This is a genomic window from Microbacterium oleivorans, from assembly GCF_001644225.1.
GTDB lineage: Bacteria > Actinomycetota > Actinomycetes > Actinomycetales > Microbacteriaceae > Microbacterium > Microbacterium gawkjiense.
The window spans coordinates 57394-83366 of sequence record NZ_LSTV01000001.1; the positions used below are offsets into that span (position 1 = coordinate 57394).

The window sequence follows — 25973 nt, forward strand, 5'->3', positions numbered from 1 at the left end:
ACCGTGCGTATCTATGGTGCGAGCGAGCTGGGAGTGCTCGCGCAGACGGCTCCGGGGCCCGCGCACCCGCGGGTCGAGTACGTCGGCGGTGAGGTCTTCGTCGGGCTCGATCACCGTGATCGGGGCTCCGCCGTCACTCAGGGGGAGACGGAGGGGGCGGATGCCGGGTTCCGGGACGCCCTGCGCGCTGCGGTCCCGCTCGTCGGTGAGCTCCCCTCCGCGGTGGAGGGGACGGTGGTCATCGAGGACGAGGCGCTCGCCGCTGCGGTGCTGCTCGACCCGTCGCGGGTGGCGGGGCTCGAGCTCTCCGGCGACCCGGTGGTGTTCCCGTACGCCCGTGATCGAGTGGTCATCGTGGGTGCGGAGGATCAGGCCGCCATCGCGCGGACGCTGGACGTCGCGGAGGAGCTGTTCGACGCGGACCGGCCCCTGGTGAGCGCGCACCCGATGGTGCCGACCGACGAGGGGTGGGCGCCGTTCCCGTGGCGGGAGCGAGTGCCGGAGCTGGCGATGCGGTTCGAGCGCGTGCTGCGGTTGTTCTCGGTGCGCGCGTACGACGTGCAGACCGTCGCACTCCAGCGCCCCGACGTGCACATCGCGCCCGCGAAGATCCGGGTGCTGGAGTCGGGAGTGACGACGACATTCGCGACGTGGCCGCAGGGCACCGCGACGCTCCTGCCGGTGGTCGACAACGTCATCATCGCCGACCCGTCGGGGACCCTCAGCGTCGCGACGCTGACCCAGTTCCTCGACGCCGCCGGTGACGCGGTCGTGCGCACCGGGCTCTCACCCGCGCGCTACTTCGTGCCCGGCGATCAGCCCGCAGCACCGACGGCATGATCTGGGAGATCGATCAGCCGGAGGACCGGCCGGACGGCGTCGACGCGATGGGTCGGCCCGACCCCGCGTACGCGGCCGCCCTGGGCCTCGTCCGTGCACCGTTCGGTCGTCGATCCCTCGCCTTCCTCCTCGACATCCTCATCTGGGCCCTCCTGCAGCTGCCGCTGTGGCTCGGGACCGTCCCGCTGCTCCTGAAGCTCGCGACCGGGGCGATCTCGCCCTATGGACTCGTCAACCACCCCGGCTTCGTGCTGGCCGTCGTGATGGCGAGTATCACCGTGGCGCTCTCGCTCGCCTTCCTCATCGTGCAGTGGGTCCTGCAGGCGCGGCGCGGACTGACGATCGGCAAGGGGTTCACGGGGCTCCGGAGCATCAACGTCCGCACGCTCGAGAAGCCCGGCGCCGGAGCCGTCCTGCTCCGTGCGCTCATCGTCGGCCTCGCCGGCGTCATCCCGGTCATCGGCACCGCGGTCATCCTCGCTTCACCCACCTTCGACCCGCAGGAGCGGGGCCGCGGGCTGCACGACCGTGCCGCGCGGATGTGGTTGGTCGACATCCGCCGCGGCCTGAACCCGTATGACGAGAAGCGGATGCGGATCGCCCGGAAGACCGTCAAGGCGGAGCCTGTCCCCGAACGTCCGGAGCGCCCGTCGCTCGCCACTCCCACCCGGCCCGGCGCGCGTCCGGACTACCGTCCCGGCAACCGCATCAGCGCGGGGGTCCTCGGCGTGAACCGCGGACCCGACGGCCGCCCTGCGGCGACGGAGGATGCCGCGGCGTCGGCCGCTCCCGGGGTCATCGACGCCGCCCCCGGCCTCGCGACCCCCCGCGTCGCGCCCGCGCCGACGCCGGTACCGGGCCGCGAAGCCGCGCCCGCGCCCACACCCGAGCCCGCACCCGAGCCCGCGCCCGAGGTCGTGCCCGCGCCGTCGCCCCGGTGGGGCCTGCGCTTCGACACGGGGGAGACGGTCGCCGTCACCGGGCCGCTCCTGATCGGTCGCGATCCCGACCCGGCGAGCGCACCGGGTGCCGAGCCGCACCGCCTGCTCGACGAGAGCCGTTCCCTCTCGAAGACCCACGCGATTCTGACGCCCACCGCCCACGGGCTCGAGGTCGTCGATCGCGGGTCCACCAACGGCAGCGCGGTCGTCCGTGCGGGCGTCGAGACAGCGGCCGTCGCCGGGGTGGCACTCGCCGCGGCCGTCGGCGACACCATCCGCCTCGGAGACCGCCTCGCCGAGGTCGTCGCACTGTGATCGTCCCGCCCGCACCCGTCCGCCCGACGCGTCCCCACCCCATCGGAGAAGAGCAATGCGGCTGAAGCTCACCCTGCACCGGCACGACAACGACCCCGTCGACATCGTCGTGACAGCCGACTCCACGGCGACCGTCGGCGACGTCGCGCGGTACATCGCAGCATCCGATCCCGCCCGGTCGACCACTTTCGCCGAGGACGACGTCCTCACCCTGTCGGTCGCGCCGCCGACCGCGTCCCGCGCCGTCGAACTGCCCCACGACCTGCCGATCGGCGAAGCGCCCCTCGGGTCGGGCTTCGCGGCATCCATCGTCAACTACGGCGCCGGATACATCCGCGCCGGACGCGGCGAGACCGTGGGCATCCTGCGAGCCACCGCCGGTCCGCTCGCCGGACAGGAGTTCGCCCTGTCGGCAGGTCACGTGTCCATCGGGCGCGACCCGAGCAACGACGTCGTGCTCACCGACCCCATGGTCTCGAAGCGCCACGCGCGACTCGAGGTCGGTGCGCACGCCGAGGTCGTCGACCTGAACTCCGCCAACGGCGTCCTCGTCGACGGTGTCGAAGTGCAGCGTGTGCGCGTCGAGGACGGCCGGCCCTTCGTCATCGGCGCGACGACGCTCGTCGTCTACCTCACGAACGCGTGGGACGGTGCCGCCGCCGACGACCCGATCATCGAGCGTGGCGGCGGGCTGCTGTTCAACCGCAGTCCGCGCGTCGAGGTCCGCTACCCGGGCACGCGCTTCAAGCCGCCGCGCCTGCCCACCGAGAAGATCGGCAAGATCTTCCCCTGGCCGATTATGGTCGCACCGATCCTCATGGGTGCCGCGCTGTTCGCGCTCAACGGCAACCCCCGCTCGCTCCTGCTGATCGTCATGACGCCGCTCATGGCGTTCGGCAACCTCATCAACCAGTCGGTTCAGAGCCGCAAGAGCGAGGACCACGAGCGCCTGCTCTTCGAGCGGCAGTTCGAGCAGCTGGAGGAGGACTTCTTCCGCGGCAAGCCCGAGGAGGAGGCGGCTCGCAACGCCGAGGCGCCGGCGGTCGCCGACGTCTTCGAGGAGGCGATGCGGCTCGGTCCATTGCTGTGGACCCGACGTCCCGAGCACTGGAACTTCCTCGCCCTGCGACTCGGGACCTGCTCGCTCCCCGCGCGCAATGGGATCGACGACGCCGAGACGCCCGACGGCCTGCCCGAGTACATCGACCGCGTCGATCGGTTGCGGCTGCGCTACGAGATGGTCGACGACGTCCCCGTCTTCGAGACGTTCCCCACCTCCGGTTCGATCGGCATCGCCGGTCCGCGCGCGCTCGTTGCCGATGCGATGCGCGGCGTGGCTGTGCAGGTGTTCGGCCTGCACGCGCCCAACGACGTCGTGACCGTCGCCTTCTCGGACTCGTCCTGGACGCCGGAGCTCGAGTGGCTCAAGTGGCTTCCGCACACGACCGCCGAGCGCAGCCCGTTCCGCTCGGCGCCGCTGGCCGATTCCGCGCCGAGTGCCGCGGGCCTGCTCAACTCGCTCGAGGAGTACGTCCGTCGTGCCTCGGGCGGTGGCCGCGAGGGCGAGCCCCGTGGCCCGTTCAAGGACGACTGGAATCCCCTCCTCTACGGGACGGATGTCGCTCGTGCCGCCGAGGACCGCGTCCGCACGCCCCCGATCTCGGTGGTCGTCTTCGTCACCGGCGATGCGCCGGTCGACCGCGGGCGCCTCACCGACGTCCTCGAGCGCGGCGCCGACCACGGTGTCCACGCCGTGTTCATCTCCGAGACGGTCGAGTCGCTGCCCGCTGTCTGCCGCAGCTTCATCGAGCTGCGGAACGACCTCGCCGATGCGCGGGTCGGTCTCGTCCGCAACGGCGAGGCCTTCGAGCACGTCGCCGTCGAGGGGGTCTCGAACGCCTACATGGAGATGTTCGCGCGACGCCTGTCGCCGGTGGTGGATGCCAGCACGGTCGTGCACGACGCGTCCGACATCCCCAACTCGGTCAACTTCCTGCAGCTCATCGACCCCGCGATCGCCGAGAACCCGCACGCGGCGATCGAGCGCTGGCAGCAGAACAACACGATCGTGGACCGCACGCCGACGCCGCGGCCCCGTCTGAAGAAGGCCGGCACGCTCCGCGCGATCATCGGGCAGGGGCCGAGCGACGCGATGGCGCTCGACCTGCGGACGCAGGGACCGCACGCGCTCGTGGGTGGCACGACCGGTTCGGGCAAGTCCGAGTTCCTGCAGGCGTGGGTGCTCGGCATGGCCGCCGCGCACAGCCCCGACCGCGTGACCTTCCTCTTCGTCGACTACAAGGGCGGCTCGGCCTTCGCCGACTGCGTCGACCTGCCGCACTGCGTCGGCCTCGTCACCGACCTCAACCCGCACCTCGTCCGCCGGGCGCTGACGAGCTTGCGCGCGGAGCTGCAGCACCGCGAGCACCTGCTGAACCGTAAGAAGGCCAAGGACCTCCTCGAACTCGAGAAGCGCCAGGACCCGGAGTGCCCGCCGTCGCTCGTGCTCGTCATCGACGAGTTCGCCGCCCTGGCCTCGGAGATGCCCGAGTTCGTGGACGGCGTCGTCGACATCGCCCAGCGCGGCCGCTCCCTCGGCATCCACCTCATCATGGCGACCCAGCGCCCCGCCGGTGTCATCAAGGACAACCTCCGCGCGAACACGAACCTGCGCATCGCCCTCCGTATGGCGGATGAGGCGGACTCGCGCGACGTGGTAGACGACGATGTCGCGGCGAGCTTCCCCGCGTCGGTCCCGGGGCGCGCGATCGCCAAGACCGGCCCCGGCCGCCTCGTGCCGTTCCAGTCCGCCTACACCGGCGGCTGGACGAGTCTGGAGGACACCGCGGTCGCCGAGGTGCGCGTCGCCGAGCTGCGTTTCGGTGCGGCCGCCGAGTGGGAGCCCGACCGCCCCGCCGAGTCGGACTCGCACGAGGAGGACCTCGGACCGAACGATCAGAGGCGTATCGTGTCGAACCTCGTGACCGCGTGCGAGGTCGCGGGTCTGCCGCGCCCCCGCCGTCCCTGGCTCGACGACCTGTCCGCTCTCGTCGACCTCGCGAACCTTGCGAACGAGGGCGACACCCGCATCCCCATCGCCCTCATGGACGTGCCCGAGAAGCAGCAGCAGGAGCCGGCGTTCTTCGTCCCCGACCGCGACGGATCCCTCGTCGTGTACGGCACGTCCGGGTCGGGCAAGTCGACCGTCCTCAAGACGATCGGTACGGCGGCGGGCATGCGACCGGACCGCGGCCGGGTCAACGTCTACTGCCTCGACTTCGCGACCGGCGCGCTCGGCGCGCTGTCGGCCCTCCCGCACGTCGGGTCGGTCGTCGACGGCTCTGACGTCGAGCGCATCCAGCGCCTGCTGCGCACCCTCGACGGCGAGATGGACCGCCGCGCGTCGGCGTTCTCGGCGGCCAGCGCCGCGACGCTGCAGGAGTACCGCGAGATCGCGGACCCCAACCTCTCGCGCATCATCCTGCTGATCGACAACTTCCCCGAGTTCAAGAAGGACTGGGAGGTGGCGCCCGGTCGCGGCCCGTTCTACCGCACCTTCATGCGGATCCTCGGCGAGGGGCGCACGCTCGGGGTGCACACGGTCCTCACGGCCGACCGCGGCAACGCGGTCCCGAGCGCCGTCGCCTCGAACATCTCGCGCAAGGTCGTCCTGCGGATGGGCGACCCGTCGCAGTACATGCTGCTGGGCACTCCGCGCGACGTGCTCGACGAGCAGTCCGTCCCCGGGCGCGCCGTCATCGACGGTCACGAGGCGCAGATCGCCGTCCTCGGCGGAACCTCCAACGCCGTCGAGCAGACGAAGGCGCTCGGGGTCCTCGGCGACAAGCTCCGCGCGGAGGGCGTGCGCGATCTCCCCGAGATCGGCGCCCTTCCGACGGCGGTGCCGGCCACGGACATGCCGGCCCGGGTCGACGGGATGCCGGTGTTCGGCGTCGCCGACGACACCCTCTCGGCGCACGGTTTCGAGCCGATCGGTTCGTTCGTGATCTCGGGGCCGCCGGCATCGGGTCGCACCAACGCTCTCAAGTCGCTCGTCATCGCGATGGAACGCTTCGACCCGGGCGTCCAGCTCTACCACTTCGGCAGCCGGCGCGCCGAGCTCAAGGACTTCCGTCCGTGGGTGAAGAGCGCCACCCGTCCCGACGACGAGAAGGAGTTGGCCACGGAGCTGGCCGAGCTCATCACGCGGGATGTGTCGGACGGCCGCATCCTCATCGTGATCGAGGACATGCCGCACCTGTCGGACGGCCCCGCCGACCGTCCGATGCGCACCCTGCTGCAGGCGATGAACGACAGTGAGCACATGCTGATCGGCGACGCCGAGATCTCGCGGGCGAGCGGCAGCATCGGTGTGCTGGGGGAGTGGAAGGCGGGCCGTCAGGGCATCGTCCTCAAGCCCGACACGTACGACGGCGAGGCGATCTTCAAGACGCCGTTCGGCCGGGTCAAGCGATCGGACTTCCCCGTCGGTCGAGGCATCTTCGTGCAGGCGGGTCGCTCGGTCACCGTGCAGATGCCGCTCGTCGCCGATGTGGCACCCCCGCCGCAGCCGACGGTCGCGCCCCCGACGACACGGGCGGCCGCCCGCGAAGCGGTGACGGCGGATGCCGCGGGTACGACGCTCGGCGCCTGACCCCCGACGTGCCGGGGACTTCTCCCCATGTACGGCGCCGCCGATCTTGCCTACTCTCGCTGGGGAGGTGATGCGCTGTGGGCATGATGCTGCCGAACGAACTGATCTGGGTGATGGAGAAGCTCGGATTCGAATGGCCCGACGTCGACGAGGACGAACTGCGACGCGGTGCGCAGATCGTTTCGCACTTCCGGGACGACCTCGAGGACTCCCTGCAGGCCATCGACCGGAAGGTGAACGGCGACCTGGCCGCGGCGATGCGAGGCCAGGCGGGACCCGCGTTCGTCTCGGCGTGGAACACCAACCGGTCGCAGAATCTGCAGAAGCTCGTCGACCTGCTGGGGCCCGTCCCGCCCGGGATGGACATCGCTGCCGGCGTCGTGCTGGGGCTCAAGATCAAGGTCATCGCCGATGTCACGACGACGATGATCGCGCTGGTCGGCATGCTCACGAACCCCGTCACCGCGGTCGGCGCCGGCCCTATGCTCATCATCAAGAAGAAGCTTCTGAACGCCGCCGTCGACGTCGCGATCGAGCAGGCGCTGAACCAGATCCTGCCGACGGTCATCGAGCCGCTCGCCGATGAATTGCCCGCTGTTGTCATGGCGGCGCTGAACGCTCCCGTCGTCGAGGCCGTGGCCGGCAACCCGGACGAGTTCTACGCCGACCTGCAGGCGCTCGAGCAGTCCGAGGAGGAGCTCGATCTGCGCGCTGCCGACATCGAATCGTTGATGGACCGGCTCATGGCCGACCTCGCCGGACTGAACATCACGGGGGACTGACACATGGCTCGAGTCGGAGACGAACTCATCAAGCCGATGCTGCGGGCGCTGGACGACATCCCGGTCCACGGTCGGCAGCTCGGCGAGATGGTGCGAGGCTTGCGCGGCAAGCAGCGACGCAACCGCGACGGCGTCGAAGACATCGACACGTTCGATGTCACCTTGCGTCCGTTCAAGCGGAACAAGAAGCACGACCCGGTCGAGTACGACCGCCAGTACAACGAGCAGATGGATGCCCTGCAGCAGATGCCGCTGTCCGACTGGCTCCGCAACCGTACGGAGTACGTGCAGAACGGCCGGACACCCGACTCGCTCCGGGCGCAGGAGTATGCGCGGGAGATCGCGGAGAAGAGGAAGTTCGCTGAGCTGATCCGGTCCGGGCAAAGCCCCGACGCAGCACGCACGAACGCCGCGGAGTGGATGCGCACGCAGGCAGCGACCCATCGCCTGGACGGAATTGCGGGCGGGGACGTCACCGACATCTCCGGGGTTGGCGATTCGAGGATCAACTCGTCGCTCGGCTCACAGTGGCGCACGCGGGTGGGCGACATCGATGCCGCTGTCGTGCGCTACATACAAGCGAATCCGGGCGCCGACCTGTCGAGCGTCTACATGAACGTTGTCTTCCGTTAGGTTGAAGCGCATGGTCGAGATTGCTGATTTTGTTCCGCACGCGCCGGTCGAACCCGAGGTCATCGCGGCCTACCGGGAGCGGGTGCCCGCAGAGATCGTCGAGATCTGGGACACGTACGGGTACGGCACATTCGCTCACGGTTTTCTTCGAGTGATCAATCCCGCGGTCTACGAGGCTGAACTCGGCGACCGAATCGGCAAGACCCAGGGTGACGGTGTGGCGATCCCCGTCATGGTCACCGGGCTGGGAGATCTCATCACCTGGGAGCCCAGTCTGGGTGGACTTGTGGGTCTCATCTTCCGCGAGAACAGAGGCGTCGGCCTGGGGGATGTCGATTCATTCCTTCTTCTCACCGAGGCGTTGGGCGCGGACCATTTGGCCTCGGAGTTCAACTGGGGCGTCTTCCCCGAAGCGGTTGCGGCGCAGGGCGCGCCCGACTTCGATGAGTCGTTCATCTTCGTTCCGCTGCCGTCGTTGGGCGGACCTGGCACGGTCGACACCCTGCAGAAGCGTCAGACGCTGTCGGCTATTCAGGTCATGGTCGACCTGCAGGGTCCCATCGGTCACTGATCGGCCGCACCTGGGTTGGTCCCTAGGTTGGAGACCATGGTTCAGATCGCAGATTTCGTCCCGCATGCTCCGGTGGAGCCGGAGGTGGTCGCTGCGTACCGTGACCGGGTTCCCGCGGAGATCGTCGAGATCTGGGAGGAGTACGGTTACGGCACTTTCGCTGAAGGCTTCATCCGCGTCATCAACCCCGGCGTGTACGAGGCGGAGCTCGGCGACCGCATCGGTAAGACACAGGGTGACGGAATCGCGATCCCCGTCATGGTCACCGGCCTTGGCGACGTGATCACCTGGGAACCGAGCCTCGGCGGCCTGATCGCGCTGATGTTCCGTAGCAAGCGAGGCGCGGGTTTGGGCAAGGTGTCCAGCTTCCTGACCTTGACGCGTGCAGGCGGCGCACGTCACCTTGCGCGTGTTCTGGACTGGGGTGTATTCCCACAAGCGGTCGCGGCCCAGGGCGCGCCGGACTTCGATGAGTCGTTCATCTTCGTTCCGCTGCCGTCGTTGGGTGGGTCGGGCACGGTCGATACGTTGCAGAAGCGGCCGACGATCTCCGCCGTCCAGGTCATGGTCGATCTCCAAGGGCCTATCGGTCACTGATCGGCCACTGCGGGTTCTAGGTTGAAAACCATGGTCCAGATCGAAGATTTCGTCGCGCACTCGCCGGTCTCGCCGGAGATCATCGCCGCGTATGGCGACCGAGTCCCCTCGGCGATCGTCGAGATCTGGGAGCAATACGGGTATGGCACGTTCGGCGAGGGCTTCATCCGCGTGATCAACCCTGGGGTGTTCGAGGCTGAGCTGGGCGATCGGATCGGGAAGACCCAGGGCGACGGGATCGCCATCCCGGTCATGGTGACAGCCATGGGTGATCTCATCACGTGGGAGCCGAGCGTCGATTCACTCATCGCGATCCTCTTCCGCAAATTCGAGACGGTGGGTCTGGGGTCGCCCAAGACGTTCCTCGGCCTGACCCGCCTCGACGGGGCGGAGCATCTGGAGGAAGAGTTCGCGTGGGACCCCTACCCGGAGGCAGTCGCCCGTCACGGGGGCGTGGGGTTCGACGAGTCCTTCATCTTCGTCCCGCTGCCGTCGCTGGGCGGTCCGGGCACGGTCGACACGCTTCAGAAGCGCCCCACCCTCTCGGCGATCCAGGTCATGGTTGATCTGCAGGGCCCTGTCGGCCACTGAAGCGCCACTCGGTCATTCTCGAGGGTCACGCCCTCACTGAGCGATGCCCGGCGCCTGCCGGCATCCCGGTGCGCGCTGCGATCCGGGACGGCTCTCGTGCGCGCGGAATTCCGCCGTCGACCAGCCCTTCGCCTCGGCGAGCGACCGGCCCGACGGAGGATTGTCAAGAGGGGACTTCTCCCCATGGGGCGGGGGAGACCTCTTCGCTAGCATCGTTCACGCGGGGGAGGAAAACGGTTCTCCGCACCACGACGACACGCTGGGAGGCGGGTTCATGGCTCACGATTTTGGTGCAACATACAGCGAGATGGAGAGCGCGGCGGCGCGGCTTCGCGACGGTCGCCAGACCGTCACCGACACGCTGAAGGAGCTCCAGGGCATCATCGACGACCTGGTGCAGGACGGCTTCAAGACCGAGAACGCGTCCGAGGCCTACTCGACCGCGTACTCGGAGCTCACGACGTCGCTCGACGACGCCGCCGAGGCCGTCAACGACATGGCGCAGGCGCTCGACCAGATGGCGGATCGCATCCGCGACACGGACGCGGAGATGGCCGCAAGCTGATCCCCGGCTCGCTCACGGGCCGCGATGCGATCTCAGGATCCGCATCGCGGCCCGTTGCCTGTGTTCATGATGATTAGGATCAGGATGACGAACGGAGTGTCGCGACGATGACCACCTCGCAGACCTACTGGTATAACCTCTCGACCCAGTCCGTGGTACGCGACGACGAGCGCCCGTCGGAGGACTGCCTGGGCCCGTTCGCCAGCGCAGCCGAGGCGGAGGACTCGCCCGCCGTGCTGCTCGAGTACGCGAAGAGCTGGCTCGAAAGCGAAGAGAGCGAGCCGTACCGGCAGATGGCCGAGGAGCTCGGCGACGACACCGACCGCATCTGATCAGCGGATGCGAGCTTCCCGCCGCACCGCGGTCGCTGCTGTCGCGGTCGCCGTCCTGGCGTTGAGCGCGTGCGCGCCGGCGCTCCCGCCGTCCGTCGTCCCCGACAGCACGGTCACCGTCGGCTGGGCTGGTCCGGTGACATCCCTGAACGCCCGGGTCGATCCGACGCCGGCCAACCGCGACATCGCGGCGGTGACCCGATCGTCCTTCGGTCGCGTCGTGGACGGTGAGGTCGTCCCGGACGAGTCGTTCGGCACAGTCCGCATCCTTCGAGAAGACCCGTTCACCGTCCGTTACGACGTGGCGGAGCCGTCGTGGTCTGACGGCATCCCGCTCGACGCCGCCGACCTCGTCCTCGGGTGGGCGGCATCCGTGGGTCTGCTGTCCGAGGACGGCCCGTCGGATGCCGCGCTGGAGGCGCCCCGTCCGAGGATCGACGAGTTCGCGCGGTCGATCGACGTCACGTTCGCAGCACCGACCATCGCGTGGCAGACCGCCGTGTCGGCGGACGCTCCGGCGCACACCGTCGGCATGCGCGCCTTCGACCTCGACGACCCCATGGAGGCGAAGCAGGCGGTCATCCGCGCCGTCCTCGATCGGGATGCCGGTGCCCTCGCCGCGATCGCGGAGGTCTGGAACACCGCCTTCGCCGTCTCGGGCGATACCGTCGACGCCGACCTCGCGCTCTCGAGCGGCCCCTACGTCGTCGCCGACATCGAGGACGAGGGCGCGAGCGTCACGCTGGCGCCCAACCCGGCCTACACCGGTGCGGCCGCGCCGAAGATCGCCGACATCGAGCTCGTCTCGCGCGGCGACGATCCCGTCGCGGCGGTGGGGGAGTCGCTCGACATCGTCTCCCTGAGCCCGACCCCCGACGACCGGGAAGCCGTCCGTCAACGCGAGCGACGGGACTTCGTCGTGCAGACGACGCACGACGGCACCATCTGGACGCTGCTCCTCAGCCCCGACGGGGTCTTCACGGAGCGCGCCGCGCGCGCGGCATTCCTGCGCGTCGTCCCCGCCGACGAGATGGTCGCCGCCGGTGCGGGCGAGTGGGCGCAGGCGTACCCGAAGACCACGTCGATGGTCACGGCGCCGGGGTCCCGCGCCTTCGATGTCGTCACGGAGGATTCCGGGTTCGCCGAGGCACTCGGCACGCCGGCCGACGACGCCGCCCTGGACCGGACGGCGGCGGGTGTCCGCGACGACGCGCGCGTGTGCGTCCTCTACGACTCCCGCAACGGCTTCGCCAAGGGGGCGTTCGGCGCTCTGAAGACGGCGGCCGCCGAGGCGGGATGGGACGTCGTCGACTGCGCCACGGACGACCTCGACGCCGCCGTGAAGGCGCCCGGGTGGGATGCCGTCATTCGGCGCGTCCGCGTGCCGCAGACTCCTCGGGCCATCGCCCAGCAGTGGGGCACCGACGGATCGTCGAGCCTCGTCGGCCAGGCCGACCCCGCACGCGACGAGCTGATCTCGACGCTCCAGCAGACCGTCGACGTCTACGCCGCGCGGGATCTGCTCGCCCGGATCGAGTCGACGATCGTGCAGGCCGCCGTCGCACGGCCGCTCGCCGCCGTCCCGCGCGTGACGATCGTCGCCCCCGACGTCACCGGGGTCACGGTGCGCGACGGTGACGACGCTCCGCTGCTCTCCGACGTCGCAGGGTGGACGCCCGCCGGCTGAACCGCGGCATCCGCTGTCGTGTCCGATTTCCGCGAGTCGGCGTCGGTGGCGCGTGTCAGGCTGGAGCCATGACGATCGTGCCGATGACCTTCGACGAGCGGTACCGCGCGATCGACGCGCGGGACGCGCGGTTCGACGGACAGTTCGTCACCGCCGTCCACTCGACCGGCATCTACTGCCGACCGAGCTGCCCGGCCCGCACGCCGAAAGCCGCGAACGTCACCTTCTACCCGACGAGCGCCGCCGCGCACGAGGCCGGTTTCCGCGCGTGCAAACGCTGCCTCCCCGAGGCGACCCCGGGCTCGCCGCAGTGGAACCTCCGCGGCGACGTCGCCGGTCGCGCGATGCGCCTGATCGCCGACGGCGTCATCGACCGGGAAGGAGTGCCCGGGCTCGCACGGCGTCTCGGCTACTCAGAACGCCACCTCACGCGTCTGCTCGCCGCCGAGCTCGGGGCGGGCCCGCTCGCCCTCGCGCGGGCCCACCGGGCGCACACGGCCCGGACCCTGCTCGTCGACACCGAGCTGCCGATGGCCGACGTCGCGTTCGCGGCGGGCTTCGGCAGCATCCGTCAGTTCAACGACACCATGACCGAGGTCTTCGCGCTGTCGCCGACCGAGCTGCGCGCGAGGCGGCGGGGCGGGACCACGGCCGCCGGCCGCATCGACCTCGTCCTGCCCGTGCGCGAGCCCTTCGACTCCGTCGGCCTGTTCGGGTGGATGCGCGCCCATGCGATCCCGGGTGTCGAGGTGGGTGAGACGGCCTCGTTCGCGCGCACGATCCGGCTGGACGGCGGACCGGCGTGGTTCGAGGTGCGGCAGGATGCCGCGGGACGGATGCGGCTGCGCGCCGACCTTGCCTCGTTGCGCGACCTCGCCCCGCTCCTGTCCCGCGTCCGTCGCCTGTTCGACCTCGACGCCGACCCCGCCGCCGTCGACGCGGCGCTCGCCGCGCACCCCGAGCTGCGGCCCCTCGTCGCGCGGGTGCCCGGCGTGCGTCTGCCCGCAGCGATCGACGCGGACGAGATGCTCATCCGCGCGATGATCGGCCAGCAGATCAGCGTCGCGTCGGCGCGGACGGTGATGGGCCGCCTCGCCGCCGCCCTCGGCGAGCCCGTCGAGACGCCGCACGGACCCGCCGTCCTGTTCCCGACGCCGCAGGCCGTCGCCGAGCACGGTGCCGGGGTGCTGCGGGGACCGGGCGCGCGCATCCGCGCCATCGTCCACGCGGCGACGGCCCTCGCCGACGGCTCGCTCCGGCTCGGACCCGGCGACGACACCCACGAACAGCGCGCCGCCCTGCTCGCCCTCCCGGGTATCGGGCCGTGGACCGCCGACTACGTGCGCATGCGGGTGCTCGGCGACCCCGACGTCCTGCTGCCCGGAGACGTCGCGGCCCGGGCGGGAGCGGCGGCCGCCGGCATCCCGTCGGACGCGAAAGGCCTGACCGCCTGGTCGGCGCGGGTCGCGCCCTGGCGCAGCTACCTCATGGCGCACCTCTGGTACGCCGCGCCCGTCACGCAGGCCTGGCGTGCCGTGGACCTCGATCCCTCTTCCCGGAAGGCCGCCTCATGACCGCGATCCTGCAGACCATCGACACCCCCGACGGCCCCTTCACGATCCTCGAGGACGACGGTCGGGTGCTGTCGTCCGGGTGGACGGACGACCCCGAGCGCATCCTCGGGCGCCTCCGCGCGGACCGCCTGCCGCCGCACGTCGCGCTGGGGCGGACGCAGGCGGCGGCGCGGGCGCTCGCGTACTACGACGGCGACCTCACCGCGATCGACGACGTGCCCGTGATGCAGTACGGCACCGCCCTGCAGGCCGCCGGGTGGGCGGCCCTGCGTCGCATCCCGGCCGGGGGGCCGCTCACGTACCGCGAGTTCGCGGCCCACCTCGGATCGCCGAACGCGGTCCGGGCCGCGGCATCCATCTGCGCGCGGAACGCGCCGGCGCTGTTCGTCCCGTGCCACCGGGTCCTGCGCACCGGGGGAGCGCTCGGCGGGTTCGCGTGGGGGCTGCATGTGAAGCAGAGCCTGCTGCAGCGCGAAGCGGGGAAATGATCAATCCATCTGAGTAAGCGCTTGCTTACAGCGAATCCTCAGGGATATCCTGGAGGGCTCCCGCACGCCGCGGGGGCCCTGTCCGGCCCCATCAAGGAGGAAGCCATGTCCCCGGAGATCGTCTACACGAAGTCCGCCGCCTTCCTCGTCGCCGGACGCCCCGTCCGTCGGGGATGACGACCGAGGTCTGACCTCGCGCGGAAGCTTCCCGCGCCCCTCATCGTTCTCCCTCGACGGGTCCCCGAGACCCCGATCGTCCGCGCCCCCGTGCGCTCCTCGCCGCTTCGGCATCCGCTCCTCACCTGTGCAGGATCATGACCTCCTCGACGCATCTCCGTCTGTCCACCGCCCGTTCCCTCGCCCGCCTCATCCCCTTCGCGAAGCCCGTGCTCCCGCGCCTGGGGCTCGGCGCCCTCAGCGCGCTCATCGCGAGTCTGCTGGGTCTCACCATCCCCCTCGTGCTCGAACAGATCGTCGGCACCAACGGCCCCATCGCCTCGGGTGACCCGTGGCTGATCGCCCTCGGCGCCGGCGCCGTGCTGCTGCTCGGCCTCCTCGAGGCGCTCATGGTGTGGGCGCGCCGCTGGTTCGTGCTCGCCCCGGCCACCGCCGTCGAGTACGAGCTGCGCACCGACTTCTACGCGCGCCTGCAGCGGCTGCCGGTCGCTTTCCACGACCGCTGGCAGTCCGGCCAGCTGCTCAGCCGCATGATGCAGGACATCGGCCTCATCCGTCGATGGATGGCCTTCGGTGTCGTGCTGCTGGTCGTGAACATGATCACGATCGTCGTCGGCTCCGTCATCCTGTTCAGCTGGCACTGGCTGCTCGGCACGATCTTCGTCGTCGTCTCCGCACCGCTGTGGATCGCCGGCTACGTCTTCGAGAACCGATACGGCATGCTCTCGCGGCAGAGCCAGGACCAGGCCGGTGACCTGGCGACCGCCGTCGAGGAGTCGGTCCACGGCATCCGTGTCCTGAAGGCCTTCGGCCGCGGCAGCCACGCCCTGCGCAAGTTCACGCGTCAGGCGGAGACGCTCCGCGAGACCGAGATCAGCAAGGCCAAGGCCGTCGGCTGGATCTGGTTCTGGCTGGTGCTGCTCCCCGACATCGCGTTCGCGCTGTGCCTGGGCGCGGGCATCTACCTCGTGTCGGTGGAGCAGATCGACACCGCGGCGCTCATCGCGTTCTTCGCGATGGCGACCATTCTGCGGTGGCCCGTCGAGTCCATCGGGTTCCTGTTCTCGTTCCTCGTCGACGCGCGGACCGCGACGGACCGCATCTTCGAGGTCTTCGACGAGCAGAACACGATCGTCGACCCCGAGAACCCCGTCTCGATCGCTGAACCCCGCGGCGAGCTGGTCTTCGAGGGGGCGCGGTTCCGCTATCAGGATGCCGCGGCCACCGAGCGAGACCTGCTCGACGGCATCGACCTGTCACTGCGGCCCGGTGAGACCATGGCGCTCGTCGGTCTCACCGGCTCGGGCAAGACGACGCTCACGACGCTGCCCGGACGCCTGTACGACGTCACCGGGGGACGCGTCCTGATCGACGGCGTTGACGTGCGCGACCTGTCGCTCACGGAACTGCGCCGTCACGTCGGCATGGCCTTCGAGGACGCCACGCTCTTCTCGCAGACCGTGCGCGAGAACGTGCTCCTCGGTCGTGAGGACCTCGATCCGCACAGCCCCGAGGGTGAGCGCGTCCTGCGCGAAGCCCTGCAGGTCGCGCAGGCGGCGTTCGTCGACGACCTGCCCGACGGCGTCGACACCGTCATCGGCGAAGAGGGGCTGAGCCTCTCGGGCGGTCAGCGTCAGCGTCTCGCACTGGCCCGCGCCGTCGCCGCCCGCCCGGCCGTCCTCGTACTCGACGACCCGCTGTCGGCTCTCGACGTCGACACCGAGGCGCTCGTCGAGGACGCCCTCCGCGTGGTGCTCGCCGAGACGACGGCCCTCGTGGTCGCCCACCGGCCGTCCACCGTCACGCTCGCCGACCGCGTCGCACTCCTCGAAGAGGGCCGTGTCACCGCCGTCGGCACGCACTCCGAGCTCCTGCGCACCAGTGAGCACTACCGGCACGTCATCTCGAGTCTCGAGGACGAGCAGGAACGTCAGCAGAAGAGGGAGGTGTCCCTGTGAGCACCGTCACGGGCACCAGCGGCGAAGACCGCTCCGATTACACCCGCGAGGAGAGCCGGCAGATCCGGCGCCGCTCGCTGCGACTGCTCGGGTCGCTCGTCACGCCGCTGAAGATGCAGCTCGTCCTCGCGGGCATCGTGCTGGTCATCTCGACCGTCCTCCGCGTCGCCGGCCCCGCCCTCGTCGGCTGGGGCATCGCGAACGCGCTGCCGGCCGTCCAGAAGGAAGCCGACTGGACGCCGACGATCGCCGTCGTCGCGGTGTTCCTGGTCACTGCGATCGGCGGTGCGGCCCTCATCGGGTGGTACGCGGTCGTCGTGGCGCGGCTGACTCAGGCGGTCATGCTGGACCTCCGCAAGCGGATCTTCCTGCACACGCAGAAGCTCAGCCTCGAGTTCCACGAGTCGTACACGTCCGGCCGCATCATCTCGCGTCAGACGAGCGACCTCGACACGATCCGCGAGCTGCTCGACGGCGGACTCAACGAGCTCGTCTCGGGCCTGCTCTACGGCGGGTTCACGCTCGTCGCGCTGATCCTGCTCGACTGGCAGTCCGGCCTCGTGCTCGCCTTCATGGGCATCCCGCTGTTCTTCCTCATGCGCTGGTTCTATCTGCGCTCGCAGGTCGTCTACCGCGAATCGCGCGTCGTGAGCGCGAAGGTGATCGTCAAGTTCGTCGAGACGATGACCGGCGTCCGCGCCGTCAAGGCCTTCCGCAAGGAGCCGGCCAACGACGGCGAGTTCGGCGGGCTCGCGAGCGACTACCGCGACATCAACATGCGCTCGATCCGCCTGTTCGGCACGTTCGAGCCCGCCATGATGGCGCTCGCCTCGTTCGCCCTCGCCGCCGTCGTGCTGTGGGGCGGGCTGCGCGTGGTCAGCGGTGCGCTCGAGCTCGGTTTCCTGCTGTCGGCGGTGCTCTACGTGCGCAACTTCTTCGCCCCCATGCAGGAGGTCGCGTTCTTCCTGAACTCGTACCAGTCCGCCACGGCCGCGCTCGAGAAGGTGTCGGGTGTGCTCGAGGAGGACCCGACCGTCCCCGACCCGACGAAACCCGTGGACCTGCGCCAGGCGACCGGCCACCTGCGCTTCGACGACGTGACGTTCGGGTACTCCGAGACGAAGACGATCCTGCCGCACTTCCGGCTCGACATCCCGGCCGGGCAGACGATCGCCCTCGTCGGCACGACGGGCGCCGGCAAGTCGACGCTCGCCAAGCTCGTCGCGCGGTTCTACGACCCGACGAAGGGGGCCGTGACCCTCGACGGCGTCGACCTGCGGGAGCTGCATCCGAAGGACCTGCGCCGCGCGATCGTCATGGTCACGCAGGAGGCGTACCTGTTCAGCGGGACCGTCGCGGACAACATCGCCCTCGGCAAGCCCGACGCGACGATGGACGAGATCCGTGCGGCGGCCCGCGCGGTCGGTGCGGACGCCTTCATCGAGAAGCTGCCCGACGGGTACGACACCGACGTGAACAAGCGCGGCGGTCGCGTCTCTGCCGGTCAGCGTCAGCTGATCTCGTTCGCGCGCGCGTTCCTCGCCGACCCCGCGGTGCTGATCCTCGACGAGGCGACGGCGTCGCTCGACATCCCGAGCGAACGGCAGATCCAGGAGGCCCTCGGCACCCTGCTCGCCGACCGCACGGCGATCATCATCGCGCACCGTCTGTCGACGGTCGCGATCGCCGACCGCGTGCTCGTCATGGAGCACGGCCGGATCATCGAGGACGACACCCCCGACGCCCTCATCGCCGGCACGGGCAAGTTCGCGCAGCTGCACCGCGCCTGGCGCGAATCGCTCGTCTGAGCCGGCGCTGAGCCGCTGACGGATGCCGGGGCCCGAAGTCGGGGCCCCGGCATCCGTCGTTCGGGGTGTGCCGTCCGTGCCGGATTCAGGTTCAGGCGCCCGTCACCGCGCGCAGCCTGCGGTCGGAGTCTTCTGAACCTGCACTCGGCACGCCGGACGCCGGCCGCGGGTCAGATCGCGCCGGCGCGGTGGACGACGGTGCCGAGCGGATGCCGTGGGTCGAGGCGCGCGAGGGCGACGGCGCCGTCGATGCCGACGCCGGCGGGATCCACCAGCGTGAGGTGGGACTCTGCGTCGAGCTCTCGTGCGAACGCGTCCCGGAGCGGGGCCGAGGAGAAGACGCCGCCGATCGCGCAGACGGGGAGCGTCGTATGATCGCTGCGCACCCTCGATGCCGCCGTCCGCACGCTGTGCGCCAATTCCACGGCCGCGCGAGCAGAGATGTCGAGCGCGACCGCGTCTCCTGCGTCGGCCGCGGCGGCGACATCGCGCGCCAGCGACGCCACGACGCGAACGCGATCGTGGTTCGACTGGAGCTCGATGTACGCCTGGGTGAGGTCGGGCCAGAGGTCGCGGGCGACATCCGTCAGCGTCGTCGCAGGCCCCCGACCGTCGAACGCGCGCATGACGGCGTCGAGGGCCTCGCGGCCTATCCAGTACCCGCTCCCGGCGTCGCCCATGATCCAGCCCCAGCCGTCGACGCGCGCGGTCGTCGTCGCGCCCACGCCGAGAGTGACGACGCCGGTCCCCGAGGCGACCACGACGCCCGGGCGGTCGCCGAGGGCGCCCAGGAATGAGGTCGTGGAGTCGTGGGCGAGAACGACACCCCGCACACCTTCGGCCGCGACGAGCGCCAGGAGGGCGCCGGCATCGGACTCCCGGTCGGTGAGACCCGAGACGCCTGCCGTCACGAGGTCGGGGATGACTCTGGAACGGGCGGCCGCGTCGCGGACGACCTGCGCGAGCTGCGGGAGAAGGTCGGTGCTGGTGTGGATGCCGCCGGATCCCCACTCCTCGCGACGCCCATCCGCCTCGATCCGTACCTTCATGCCGCTCTGGCCGGCATCGATCGCCAGGACGGTGCGCCCGGTCATCGTGCGTCTCCCGTCCCCGTGCCGACCACCAGCTGGTTCGCCGACCGGAGCACGCGCGGGTCGGCCACGGCATCCGCGTCGAGCAGGATGTCGTCGCCGTGGCGCACGAAGATCCGTCCCGTCTCGCCCGGGAGCAGCGTCAGCAGCCCGTCTTCGGGCTGAGCCGACGGATGCACCTTGTCGGCGAGCAGGCTCACGTCGCGGGCGAACCCGGCCGCGGTGATGCTCACCTCCGTCCCGCCGAGGACGGCCCGCGTCGAGACGGACAGGCCTGAGTCCCCGAGGGTCGAGTCGCGCGGCTCGGCGAAGTACCAGAACCCGCGCTCGCCTTCCGCGTCGACGACGAGCACCTCACCCGTGGCATCCCTCGCGGTCGCGAGTGCAGTGTCGATCGGGACGGCGAGCGTGCCGCGCGGCTCGACCGTCACGTCGGTGACCGTCTCGGCGAGCACATCGCCGCCGAACGTCATCCGCCGCAGACGCACCACGGCGCACCACGGCTCATCGGTGTCGTTACCGAGGACCGCTACGAGGTCCGCGTTGCGCGGCTGCACGGTCACGACGCGCGGCGTGAAGGCACGCTTCATCGCGTGGTAAAGCGGTTTCACCCGCTCGGCCCCGTCGATCGCGGCCCACGACGTCACCGGCCAGCAGTCGTTGAGCTGCCAGACGATCGCGCCCATCGTGTGCGGCGCCCACGACCGGAAATGATCCAGTGCGGCTCCGACGGCGAGGGCCTGGTTGAGCTGCATCGCCCAGTGCCAGGTCTCCATGTCCGCCGGGACGCGGAAATGGGGGAGCAGCCCGTTCGTCAGCTTCTTGTTGCCGTCGATCGCCTTCTGGTGGACGATCATGCCCGGTGACTCCGGCGTCAGCGGGTCGTCGTCGACGGAGCCTGTCAGCGTCGTCCAGGCCGGCGGCGCCTGCCACCCGAACTCCGCCACGAATCGCGGCGTGTGCTCGCGATAGGTCGCCCAGTCGCGGAAGTTCCACTGCGCCCAGAGGTGAACGCTGCCGCGCGTCTCGTCGTTCGGGTGCGGCCCGGTCTGCCGACCCGATGCGGCATCCCATCCCGTCTCCGGGCTGAAGGGGCTACCGGGCGCATACGGTACGTGAGGAGCGAGTTCTGCGATGATCGCCGGGAAGAGCTCGTAGTAGTACGTCGCCCCCCAGGTCTTCCCGTCGAGGCTCGACTTCCAGCCCCATTCCTCGAAGCCCCACAGGTTCTCGTTGTTGCCGACGAGCTGTACGAGCGAAGCATGCGACGCCAGGCGCACGATGTTCTCGCGCGCTTCGGCCTCGATCTCGGAGCGCAGCGGCTCCTCCTCGGGGTACGCCGCGCAGGCGAAGAGGAAGTCCTGCCAGACGAGCAGACCCATCTCGTCCGCGAGCTCGTAGAAGTCATCGGACTCGTAGAGTCCGCCGCCCCAGACGCGGACCAGGTTGACGTTCGCTTCGACGGCCTGCCGCAGGCGGCGTGCGTAACGGTCGCGGTCGACGCGGACGGGAAGCGCATCGTCCGGGATCCAGTTCACGCCCTTCACGAAGACGGGACAGTCGTTCACGTGGAGCTCGTAGGGGGTGCCGGCCGCATCCGGTTCGGTGTTCCATTTCACCGTTCGGAACCCGACACGGCGTGAGGTGGCGTCGATGACGACGCCGTCGTTTTCCAGGCTGACCTCGACCGTGTAGAGCGGCTGATCCCCGTAGCCGACCGGCCACCAGCGCTCGACGTGGGGGAGCTCGACCTCGACGCGGCCCTCCCTGCCCCCGAGCGTCGCCACCGCACTGCCTTCGGCGCCCGGCCCCCGCACGGTCAGGCGCACCGCGGCCGGGTGTCCACCGGCATCCGTCCGTTCCAGCACGACGTCGACGGCTACCCGGCCTCCATCGCCCTCGGGTGACGCCACGACGCGAGCCTGCGCGAGGCGCGCTGTCGACCAGGATTCGAGGTGAACGGCTTTCCAGATCCCGCTCGTGTACGTCGCGATGCCCCAGTCCCACCCGAAGCTGCAGGCGGACTTGCGGATCGCCTCGTACGGCAGCGGATAGGGGCGGGGTCGCGCTCCGAGGTCGAGGCTCGCCTGGTTCGCGTAGGGGACCGGTGCCCGGAAGGCGACCTCCAGCTCGTTCGTTCCGTCCCGCAGGAGGGCGGTCACGTCGTACCGGTAGGAGCGGTGCTGGTTGGCGACCTCCCCGATGACCGCGCCGTTCAGGCGGATCGTCGCCACCGTGTCGAGCCCGTCGAAGACGAGGTCGTGCCGGTCGTTGCCGTCGGGCGTCCACGCGAAGGTGGTCCGGTAGGTCCAGTCCACGAGACCGATCCATGCGAGCAGCGACTCGTTGTCGCCGTGGAAGGGGTCGGGGATCAGGTCCGCCGTGAGGAGGTCGGCGTGGATGCCGCCCGGCACGGTGGCGGGCACCGTGAGACCCGCGAGGGCGTGGGGGATCGGGCCGGCCGCGGCGCGGACAGTCCATCCGGTGTGCAGGTGACGGCGCGAGAGACTCATCCGCTCAGACCCGCGCGGCGAGGAACTCAGCCTGCCGCAGCCACTGGTGCGCCTGACCGCCCTCGTGCTCGTTGAAGGGGAACACCTCGATCTCCTTGTCCGCCCCCGCCCATGCGTTGAACGCGGCGAACACCGTCGACGGCGGGCAGATCGGGTCGAGGAGCGCGACGGAGAAGAGGGATGCCGCATCCGCCCGGGCGGCGAAGCTCACCCCGTCGAAGTACGCCAGCGTCTCGAAGACCCGCTCCTCGGCGCCGCGGTGGACGGCGAGGTACCGCGCGACCTCCTCGTACGGGTCGCGCCCGGTCATGCCCACGGCGCGCTCGAAGTGGCAGAGGAACGGCACGTCGGGCATGGCGGCGACGAGCCCGTCGCTCAGCGCGGCCGCGGCGATCGCGATGCCGCCGCCCTGGCTGCCCCCGGTCACGGCGACGCGGGCGGCATCCACCTCAGGAAGGGTGCGGACCGCGTCGATCGCCCGCACGGCGTCGGTGAACACGCGCCGGTAGTAGTAGGTCTCGGGGTCGTCGATGCCGCGCGTCATGAAGCCGGGGAAGGCGGGGCCGGAGCCGTGCGGATCGGGGGTCGCCCCGCCCGCGCCCCACGCGCTGCCCTGGCCGCGCGTGTCCATGAAGAAGTGCGCGTACCCGGATGCCGCCCACCCGAGCCGCTCGACGGGGAGCCCGCGTCCGCCGCCGTAGCCGTTGAACTCGACGACGGCGGGCAGCGCCCCATCGCGGTGCGCGGGCAGGAGCAGCCAGCCTTTGACCGGGTCGCCGGCGAACCCGGGGAACGTGACGTCGAACGCCTCGATGCCGCGCAGCGGCGTCGTCACGGGCGTGACGACCGGCGCCCCGCCCGCCTCGCGAGCACCCGCGATCGTGGTCGACCAGAAGTCGTCGAAGTCGGCGGGGACGCGGACCTCGGGGCGGTAGTCGCGGAGGTCGGACAGAGGCAGATCGAAGCGCGGCACGCGCTCACCCTAGCGGTCATCCGGCCGCGCACGCAGGTGTCGTCCGCGCCCGCCGAGATATCTCGACATCGAGAGAAACGGGGGTGGTGCGATACGCTGAGACCGATCCGCGACGCCCTTTTCTTGGAGACGACACGTGCCCGATTCCACCATCATCTACACCTACACCGACGAGGCTCCCGCGCTGGCGACGGCGTCCTTCCTGCCGATCGTCGAAGCGTTCGCCGGAAAGGCGGGCGTCGGCATCGAGACGCGCGACATCTCGCTCGCGGGGCGTATCCTCGCCGCCTTCCCCCAGAACCTCACCCCCGAGCAGCAGGTCGGCGACGCGCTTGCCGAGCTCGGCGGTCTCGCGACGCTCCCCGAGGCCAACATCATCAAGCTGCCGAACATCTCGGCATCCATCCCGCAGCTGAAGGCGGCCATCGCCGAACTCCAGTCCCAGGGCTACGACATCCCGGACTACCCGGACGAGCCCAAGGACGTCGCCGAGAAGGACGTCCGCGCCCGCTACGACCGCATCAAGGGCTCCGCGGTGAACCCGGTCCTGCGCGAGGGCAACAGCGACCGCCGCGCGCCGCTGTCGGTCAAGAACTACGCGCGCAAGCACCCGCACCGCAACAAGCCGTTCGCGGAGGGCTCGAAGACGCGCGTCGCGACGCTCGGTCACGACGACTTCAAGTCCAACGAGACCTCGACGGTCATCGAGAGCGACGACGTCCTCACGATCCGTTTCACGGGCGAGGACGGCTCCGTCACCGAGCTGAAGTCGGGCCTGAAGGTCCTGCCCGGTGAGGTCGTCGACGCGACGTTCCTCTCGGCGAAGGCCCTCGACGCCTTCCTCGCGGACACGATCGCCCAGGCCGCGGCCGACGACGTGCTGTACTCCGTGCACCTCAAGGCCACGATGATGAAGGTCAGCGACCCGATCATCTTCGGCCACGTCGTCCGCGCGTTCTTCGCCGATGTCTTCTCGCGCTTCGGCGACACGCTCGCCGCCGCGGGTCTGACCCCGAACGACGGCCTCGGCGCGATCCTCGCCGGTCTCGGTGGCGTCGAGGGCGGCGACGAGATCCGCGCGGCGTTCGAGGCGGCCATCGCTGACGGCCCGCGCCTGTCGTACGTCAACTCCGACAAGGGCATCACGAACCTGCACGTCCCCTCCGACGTGATCGTGGATGCCTCGATGCCGGCGCTCATCCGCAACGGCGGCAAGCTGTGGGGTGCCGACGGCGGTGAGGGCGACACCATCGCCGTCATCCCCGACTCCTCGTACGCCGGCGTCTACCAGGCGACGATCGACGACGTCATCGCCAACGGTCCGCTCGACCCGGCCACGATCGGCTCCGTGCCGAACGTCGGCCTCATGGCGCAGGCTGCCGAGGAGTACGGCTCGCACGACAAGACGTTCGAGATCGCCGCGGCCGGCACCGTCGAGGTCGTGAACGCGGCGGGCGAGGTCCTCCTCTCGCACGCCGTGCAGCCGGGTGACATCTGGCGTGCGACGCAGACCAAGGACGTCGCCATCCGCGACTGGGTGAAGCTCGCCGTCACCCGTGCGCGTGCGACGGGTGCGCCCGCCGTCTTCTGGCTCGACGAGAACCGCGCCCACGACGCGAACCTCATCGCGAAGGTGAAGACCTACCTCGCCGAGCACGACACCGACGGTCTCACGATCGAGATCCTCGCTCCGGCCGACGCGACCCGCTACTCGCTCGAGCGCATCCGCCGCGGCGAGGACACCATCTCGGTCACCGGCAACGTCCTGCGCGACTACCTCACCGACCTCTTCCCGATCCTCGAGGTCGGCACGAGCGCCAAGATGCTCTCGATCGTTCCGCTGCTGGCCGGCGGCGGACTGTTCGAGACCGGCGCGGGCGGCTCGGCCCCCAAGCACGTGCAGCAGCTGGTCGCGGAGAACTACCTGCGGTGGGACTCGCTCGGCGAGTTCTTCGCGCTGGCGGCATCCTTCGAGCACCTCGCCGACTACACCGGCAACCCGCACGCGAAGGTCCTCGCCGACACGCTCGACGCCGCGACCGGGACCTTCCTCGAAGAGGACAAGTCGCCGGGCCGTGCCCTCGGCACGATCGACAACCGCGGCAGCCACTACTACCTCGCGACCTACTGGGCGCAGGAGCTGGCGCGCCAGACCGTCGACGCCGAGCTCGCGGCGGCGTTCGCCCCGGTTGCCGAGGCGCTGACCGCCGGCGAGGAGACCATCGTCGCCGAGCTGGTCGCCGTGCAGGGCTCGCCCGCCGAGATCGGCGGCTACTACCGTCCCGACCCGGCGCTGGTCGAGAAGGTCATGCGGCCCTCCGCGACGCTGAACGGCATCATCGACGGACTCTGATCCGCACAGACGGATGCCCCGGCCGCGAGAGCGGGCCGGGGCATCCGTGCGTTCGGGGGAGCGTCAGAGCCGGATCTGCGCGACGACCTCGCCGTACTCGGTCTCGTCGACGGGGGTGAAGCCGACGCGGCGGAAGAACGCGTCGGGACCGCCCTCACCGGCCTCGTAGATGACGTTCACGTGATCGAACCCGCGCGCGCGGGCCTCGTTCGTGAGCTGCTCGACGGCGTAGCGGCCGACGCCGCGACCCTGGTCGTCGGCATCCACGTTGATCCGCCACAGCACCGAGCGGAAGTGCTCGTGCGGGGCGTCGGCGTCGAAGCCGGCGCTCACGAAGCCGACCACCTCGTCACCGTCGAGGATCACACGCTGCCACGAGGTGGCGGGGTCGACCACCGTTGCGGCGATCGCGTAGCTCTCGGGCGCGATGAAGCGTTCCTGGCCCGGCTTGAGCGAGAGGGTGTTCACGGCGACGATCGTCGACGCCGACAGTTCTTCCACGCGGAGGTCAGCCATGAGCACAGGCTAAC

Annotated in this window: 20 protein-coding genes; 16 read left to right on the plus strand and 4 right to left on the minus strand. The window is 70.3% G+C overall.

Going from position 1 to position 25973, the window contains the following annotated elements:
- Positions 1-3 precede the first annotated feature (3 nt).
- From AYL44_RS00260 to AYL44_RS00330, 15 genes are all read left to right on the plus strand, one after another.
- Complete coding sequence (locus tag AYL44_RS00260) at positions 4-840, plus strand: hypothetical protein (protein ID WP_231872681.1); 837 nt, start codon at positions 4-6, stop codon at positions 838-840.
- On the plus strand, positions 837-2096 hold the full coding sequence (locus tag AYL44_RS14825) for an RDD family protein (RefSeq protein WP_064001276.1): 1260 nt from the start codon (positions 837-839) through the stop codon (positions 2094-2096). The genes AYL44_RS00260 and AYL44_RS14825 overlap by 4 nt, the downstream gene beginning before the upstream one ends.
- A gap of 55 nt (positions 2097-2151) precedes the next feature.
- Positions 2152-6750, plus strand: a complete 4599-nt coding sequence (locus AYL44_RS00270; RefSeq protein ID WP_064001277.1) for an FtsK/SpoIIIE domain-containing protein — start codon at positions 2152-2154, stop codon at positions 6748-6750.
- Positions 6751-6833: 83 nt separating this feature from the next.
- Positions 6834-7532: a WXG100 family type VII secretion target gene (locus AYL44_RS00275; protein ID WP_064002398.1), complete on the plus strand. Its 699-nt coding sequence runs from the start codon at positions 6834-6836 to the stop codon at positions 7530-7532.
- A 36-nt stretch (positions 7533-7568) separates the two neighbouring features.
- The gene (locus tag AYL44_RS00280) at positions 7569-8165 is read left to right on the plus strand and encodes a polymorphic toxin type 15 domain-containing protein (RefSeq protein WP_231872682.1); all 597 of its coding nucleotides are present in this window, start codon (positions 7569-7571) and stop codon (positions 8163-8165) included.
- 10 nt (positions 8166-8175) lie between these two features.
- Positions 8176-8736 (plus strand): GAD-like domain-containing protein, encoded by a 561-nt coding sequence (locus tag AYL44_RS00285; RefSeq protein WP_064001279.1) that lies wholly within the window; start codon positions 8176-8178, stop codon positions 8734-8736.
- A gap of 36 nt (positions 8737-8772) precedes the next feature.
- A complete protein-coding gene (locus AYL44_RS00290; RefSeq protein ID WP_064001280.1) occupies positions 8773-9333 on the plus strand; it encodes a GAD-like domain-containing protein in 561 nt (186 codons plus the stop codon).
- A 30-nt stretch (positions 9334-9363) separates the two neighbouring features.
- Positions 9364-9924, plus strand: coding sequence for a GAD-like domain-containing protein (locus tag AYL44_RS00295; protein WP_064001281.1), 561 nt, complete (start codon positions 9364-9366; stop codon positions 9922-9924).
- Positions 9925-10198: 274 nt separating this feature from the next.
- Positions 10199-10489 carry a WXG100 family type VII secretion target gene (locus AYL44_RS00300; protein ID WP_231872683.1) on the plus strand — a complete coding sequence of 97 codons (291 nt, stop codon included), beginning with the start codon at positions 10199-10201 and terminating at the stop codon, positions 10487-10489.
- A gap of 107 nt (positions 10490-10596) precedes the next feature.
- A complete protein-coding gene (locus AYL44_RS00305; protein WP_064001283.1) occupies positions 10597-10821 on the plus strand; it encodes a hypothetical protein in 225 nt (74 codons plus the stop codon).
- Between the two features lie 7 nt (positions 10822-10828).
- Positions 10829-12508, plus strand: a complete 1680-nt coding sequence (locus AYL44_RS00310) for an ABC transporter substrate-binding protein (protein ID WP_064001284.1) — start codon at positions 10829-10831, stop codon at positions 12506-12508.
- Between the two features lie 68 nt (positions 12509-12576).
- The gene (locus AYL44_RS00315; protein ID WP_064001285.1) at positions 12577-14082 is read left to right on the plus strand and encodes an AlkA N-terminal domain-containing protein; all 1506 of its coding nucleotides are present in this window, start codon (positions 12577-12579) and stop codon (positions 14080-14082) included.
- Positions 14079-14570: a methylated-DNA--[protein]-cysteine S-methyltransferase gene (locus AYL44_RS00320; RefSeq protein ID WP_064001286.1), complete on the plus strand. Its 492-nt coding sequence runs from the start codon at positions 14079-14081 to the stop codon at positions 14568-14570. The genes AYL44_RS00315 and AYL44_RS00320 overlap by 4 nt, the downstream gene beginning before the upstream one ends.
- A gap of 314 nt (positions 14571-14884) precedes the next feature.
- On the plus strand, positions 14885-16705 hold the full coding sequence (locus AYL44_RS00325; RefSeq protein ID WP_064001287.1) for an ABC transporter ATP-binding protein: 1821 nt from the start codon (positions 14885-14887) through the stop codon (positions 16703-16705).
- Positions 16702-18513: an ABC transporter ATP-binding protein gene (locus AYL44_RS00330; protein ID WP_064001288.1), complete on the plus strand. Its 1812-nt coding sequence runs from the start codon at positions 16702-16704 to the stop codon at positions 18511-18513. The genes AYL44_RS00325 and AYL44_RS00330 overlap by 4 nt, the downstream gene beginning before the upstream one ends.
- 170 nt (positions 18514-18683) lie before the next feature.
- Here the strand turns inward: AYL44_RS00330 and AYL44_RS00335 are convergent, their stop codons facing one another.
- The 3 genes from AYL44_RS00335 to AYL44_RS00345 are packed head-to-tail and all read right to left on the minus strand — an operon-like array spanning position 18684 to position 23090.
- On the minus strand, positions 18684-19607 hold the full coding sequence (locus AYL44_RS00335; RefSeq protein WP_064001289.1) for an N-acetylglucosamine kinase: 924 nt from the start codon (positions 19605-19607) through the stop codon (positions 18684-18686).
- Positions 19604-22117, minus strand: coding sequence for a glycoside hydrolase family 2 protein (locus AYL44_RS00340; protein WP_064001290.1), 2514 nt, complete (start codon positions 22115-22117; stop codon positions 19604-19606). The genes AYL44_RS00335 and AYL44_RS00340 overlap by 4 nt, the downstream gene beginning before the upstream one ends.
- A gap of 4 nt (positions 22118-22121) precedes the next feature.
- Complete coding sequence (locus AYL44_RS00345) at positions 22122-23090, minus strand: acetylxylan esterase (protein ID WP_064001291.1); 969 nt, start codon at positions 23088-23090, stop codon at positions 22122-22124.
- 136 nt (positions 23091-23226) lie between these two features.
- Between AYL44_RS00345 and AYL44_RS00350 the strand changes: the two genes are divergently transcribed.
- A complete protein-coding gene (locus AYL44_RS00350) occupies positions 23227-25443 on the plus strand; it encodes an NADP-dependent isocitrate dehydrogenase (RefSeq protein ID WP_064001292.1) in 2217 nt (738 codons plus the stop codon).
- 63 nt (positions 25444-25506) lie between these two features.
- On the opposite strand, the gene AYL44_RS00355 is transcribed toward AYL44_RS00350, so the two are convergent.
- Positions 25507-25959, minus strand: coding sequence for a GNAT family N-acetyltransferase (locus AYL44_RS00355; RefSeq protein WP_064001293.1), 453 nt, complete (start codon positions 25957-25959; stop codon positions 25507-25509).
- Positions 25960-25973: the final 14 nt, after the last annotated feature.

Excerpts from the sequence above, each read along its gene's own strand:
- AYL44_RS14825 (WP_064001276.1), top strand. The coding sequence starts at position 837 with ATGATCTGGGAGATCGATCAGCCGGAGGACCGGCCGGACGGCGTCGAC.
- AYL44_RS00270 (WP_064001277.1), top strand. The coding sequence starts at position 2,152 with ATGCGGCTGAAGCTCACCCTGCACCGGCACGACAACGACCCCGTCGAC.
- AYL44_RS00275 (WP_064002398.1), top strand. The coding sequence starts at position 6,834 with ATGATGCTGCCGAACGAACTGATCTGGGTGATGGAGAAGCTCGGATTC.
- AYL44_RS00280 (WP_231872682.1), top strand. The coding sequence starts at position 7,569 with ATGCTGCGGGCGCTGGACGACATCCCGGTCCACGGTCGGCAGCTCGGC.
- AYL44_RS00285 (WP_064001279.1), top strand. The coding sequence starts at position 8,176 with ATGGTCGAGATTGCTGATTTTGTTCCGCACGCGCCGGTCGAACCCGAG.
- AYL44_RS00290 (WP_064001280.1), top strand. The coding sequence starts at position 8,773 with ATGGTTCAGATCGCAGATTTCGTCCCGCATGCTCCGGTGGAGCCGGAG.
- AYL44_RS00295 (WP_064001281.1), top strand. The coding sequence starts at position 9,364 with ATGGTCCAGATCGAAGATTTCGTCGCGCACTCGCCGGTCTCGCCGGAG.
- AYL44_RS00300 (WP_231872683.1), top strand. The coding sequence starts at position 10,199 with ATGGCTCACGATTTTGGTGCAACATACAGCGAGATGGAGAGCGCGGCG.
- AYL44_RS00305 (WP_064001283.1), top strand. The coding sequence starts at position 10,597 with ATGACCACCTCGCAGACCTACTGGTATAACCTCTCGACCCAGTCCGTG.
- AYL44_RS00310 (WP_064001284.1), top strand. The coding sequence starts at position 10,829 with ATGCGAGCTTCCCGCCGCACCGCGGTCGCTGCTGTCGCGGTCGCCGTC.
- AYL44_RS00315 (WP_064001285.1), top strand. The coding sequence starts at position 12,577 with ATGACGATCGTGCCGATGACCTTCGACGAGCGGTACCGCGCGATCGAC.
- AYL44_RS00320 (WP_064001286.1), top strand. The coding sequence starts at position 14,079 with ATGACCGCGATCCTGCAGACCATCGACACCCCCGACGGCCCCTTCACG.
- AYL44_RS00325 (WP_064001287.1), top strand. The coding sequence starts at position 14,885 with ATGACCTCCTCGACGCATCTCCGTCTGTCCACCGCCCGTTCCCTCGCC.
- AYL44_RS00335 (WP_064001289.1), bottom strand. The coding sequence starts at position 19,607 with ATGACCGGGCGCACCGTCCTGGCGATCGATGCCGGCCAGAGCGGCATG.
- AYL44_RS00340 (WP_064001290.1), bottom strand. The coding sequence starts at position 22,117 with ATGAGTCTCTCGCGCCGTCACCTGCACACCGGATGGACTGTCCGCGCC.
- AYL44_RS00355 (WP_064001293.1), bottom strand. The coding sequence starts at position 25,959 with ATGGCTGACCTCCGCGTGGAAGAACTGTCGGCGTCGACGATCGTCGCC.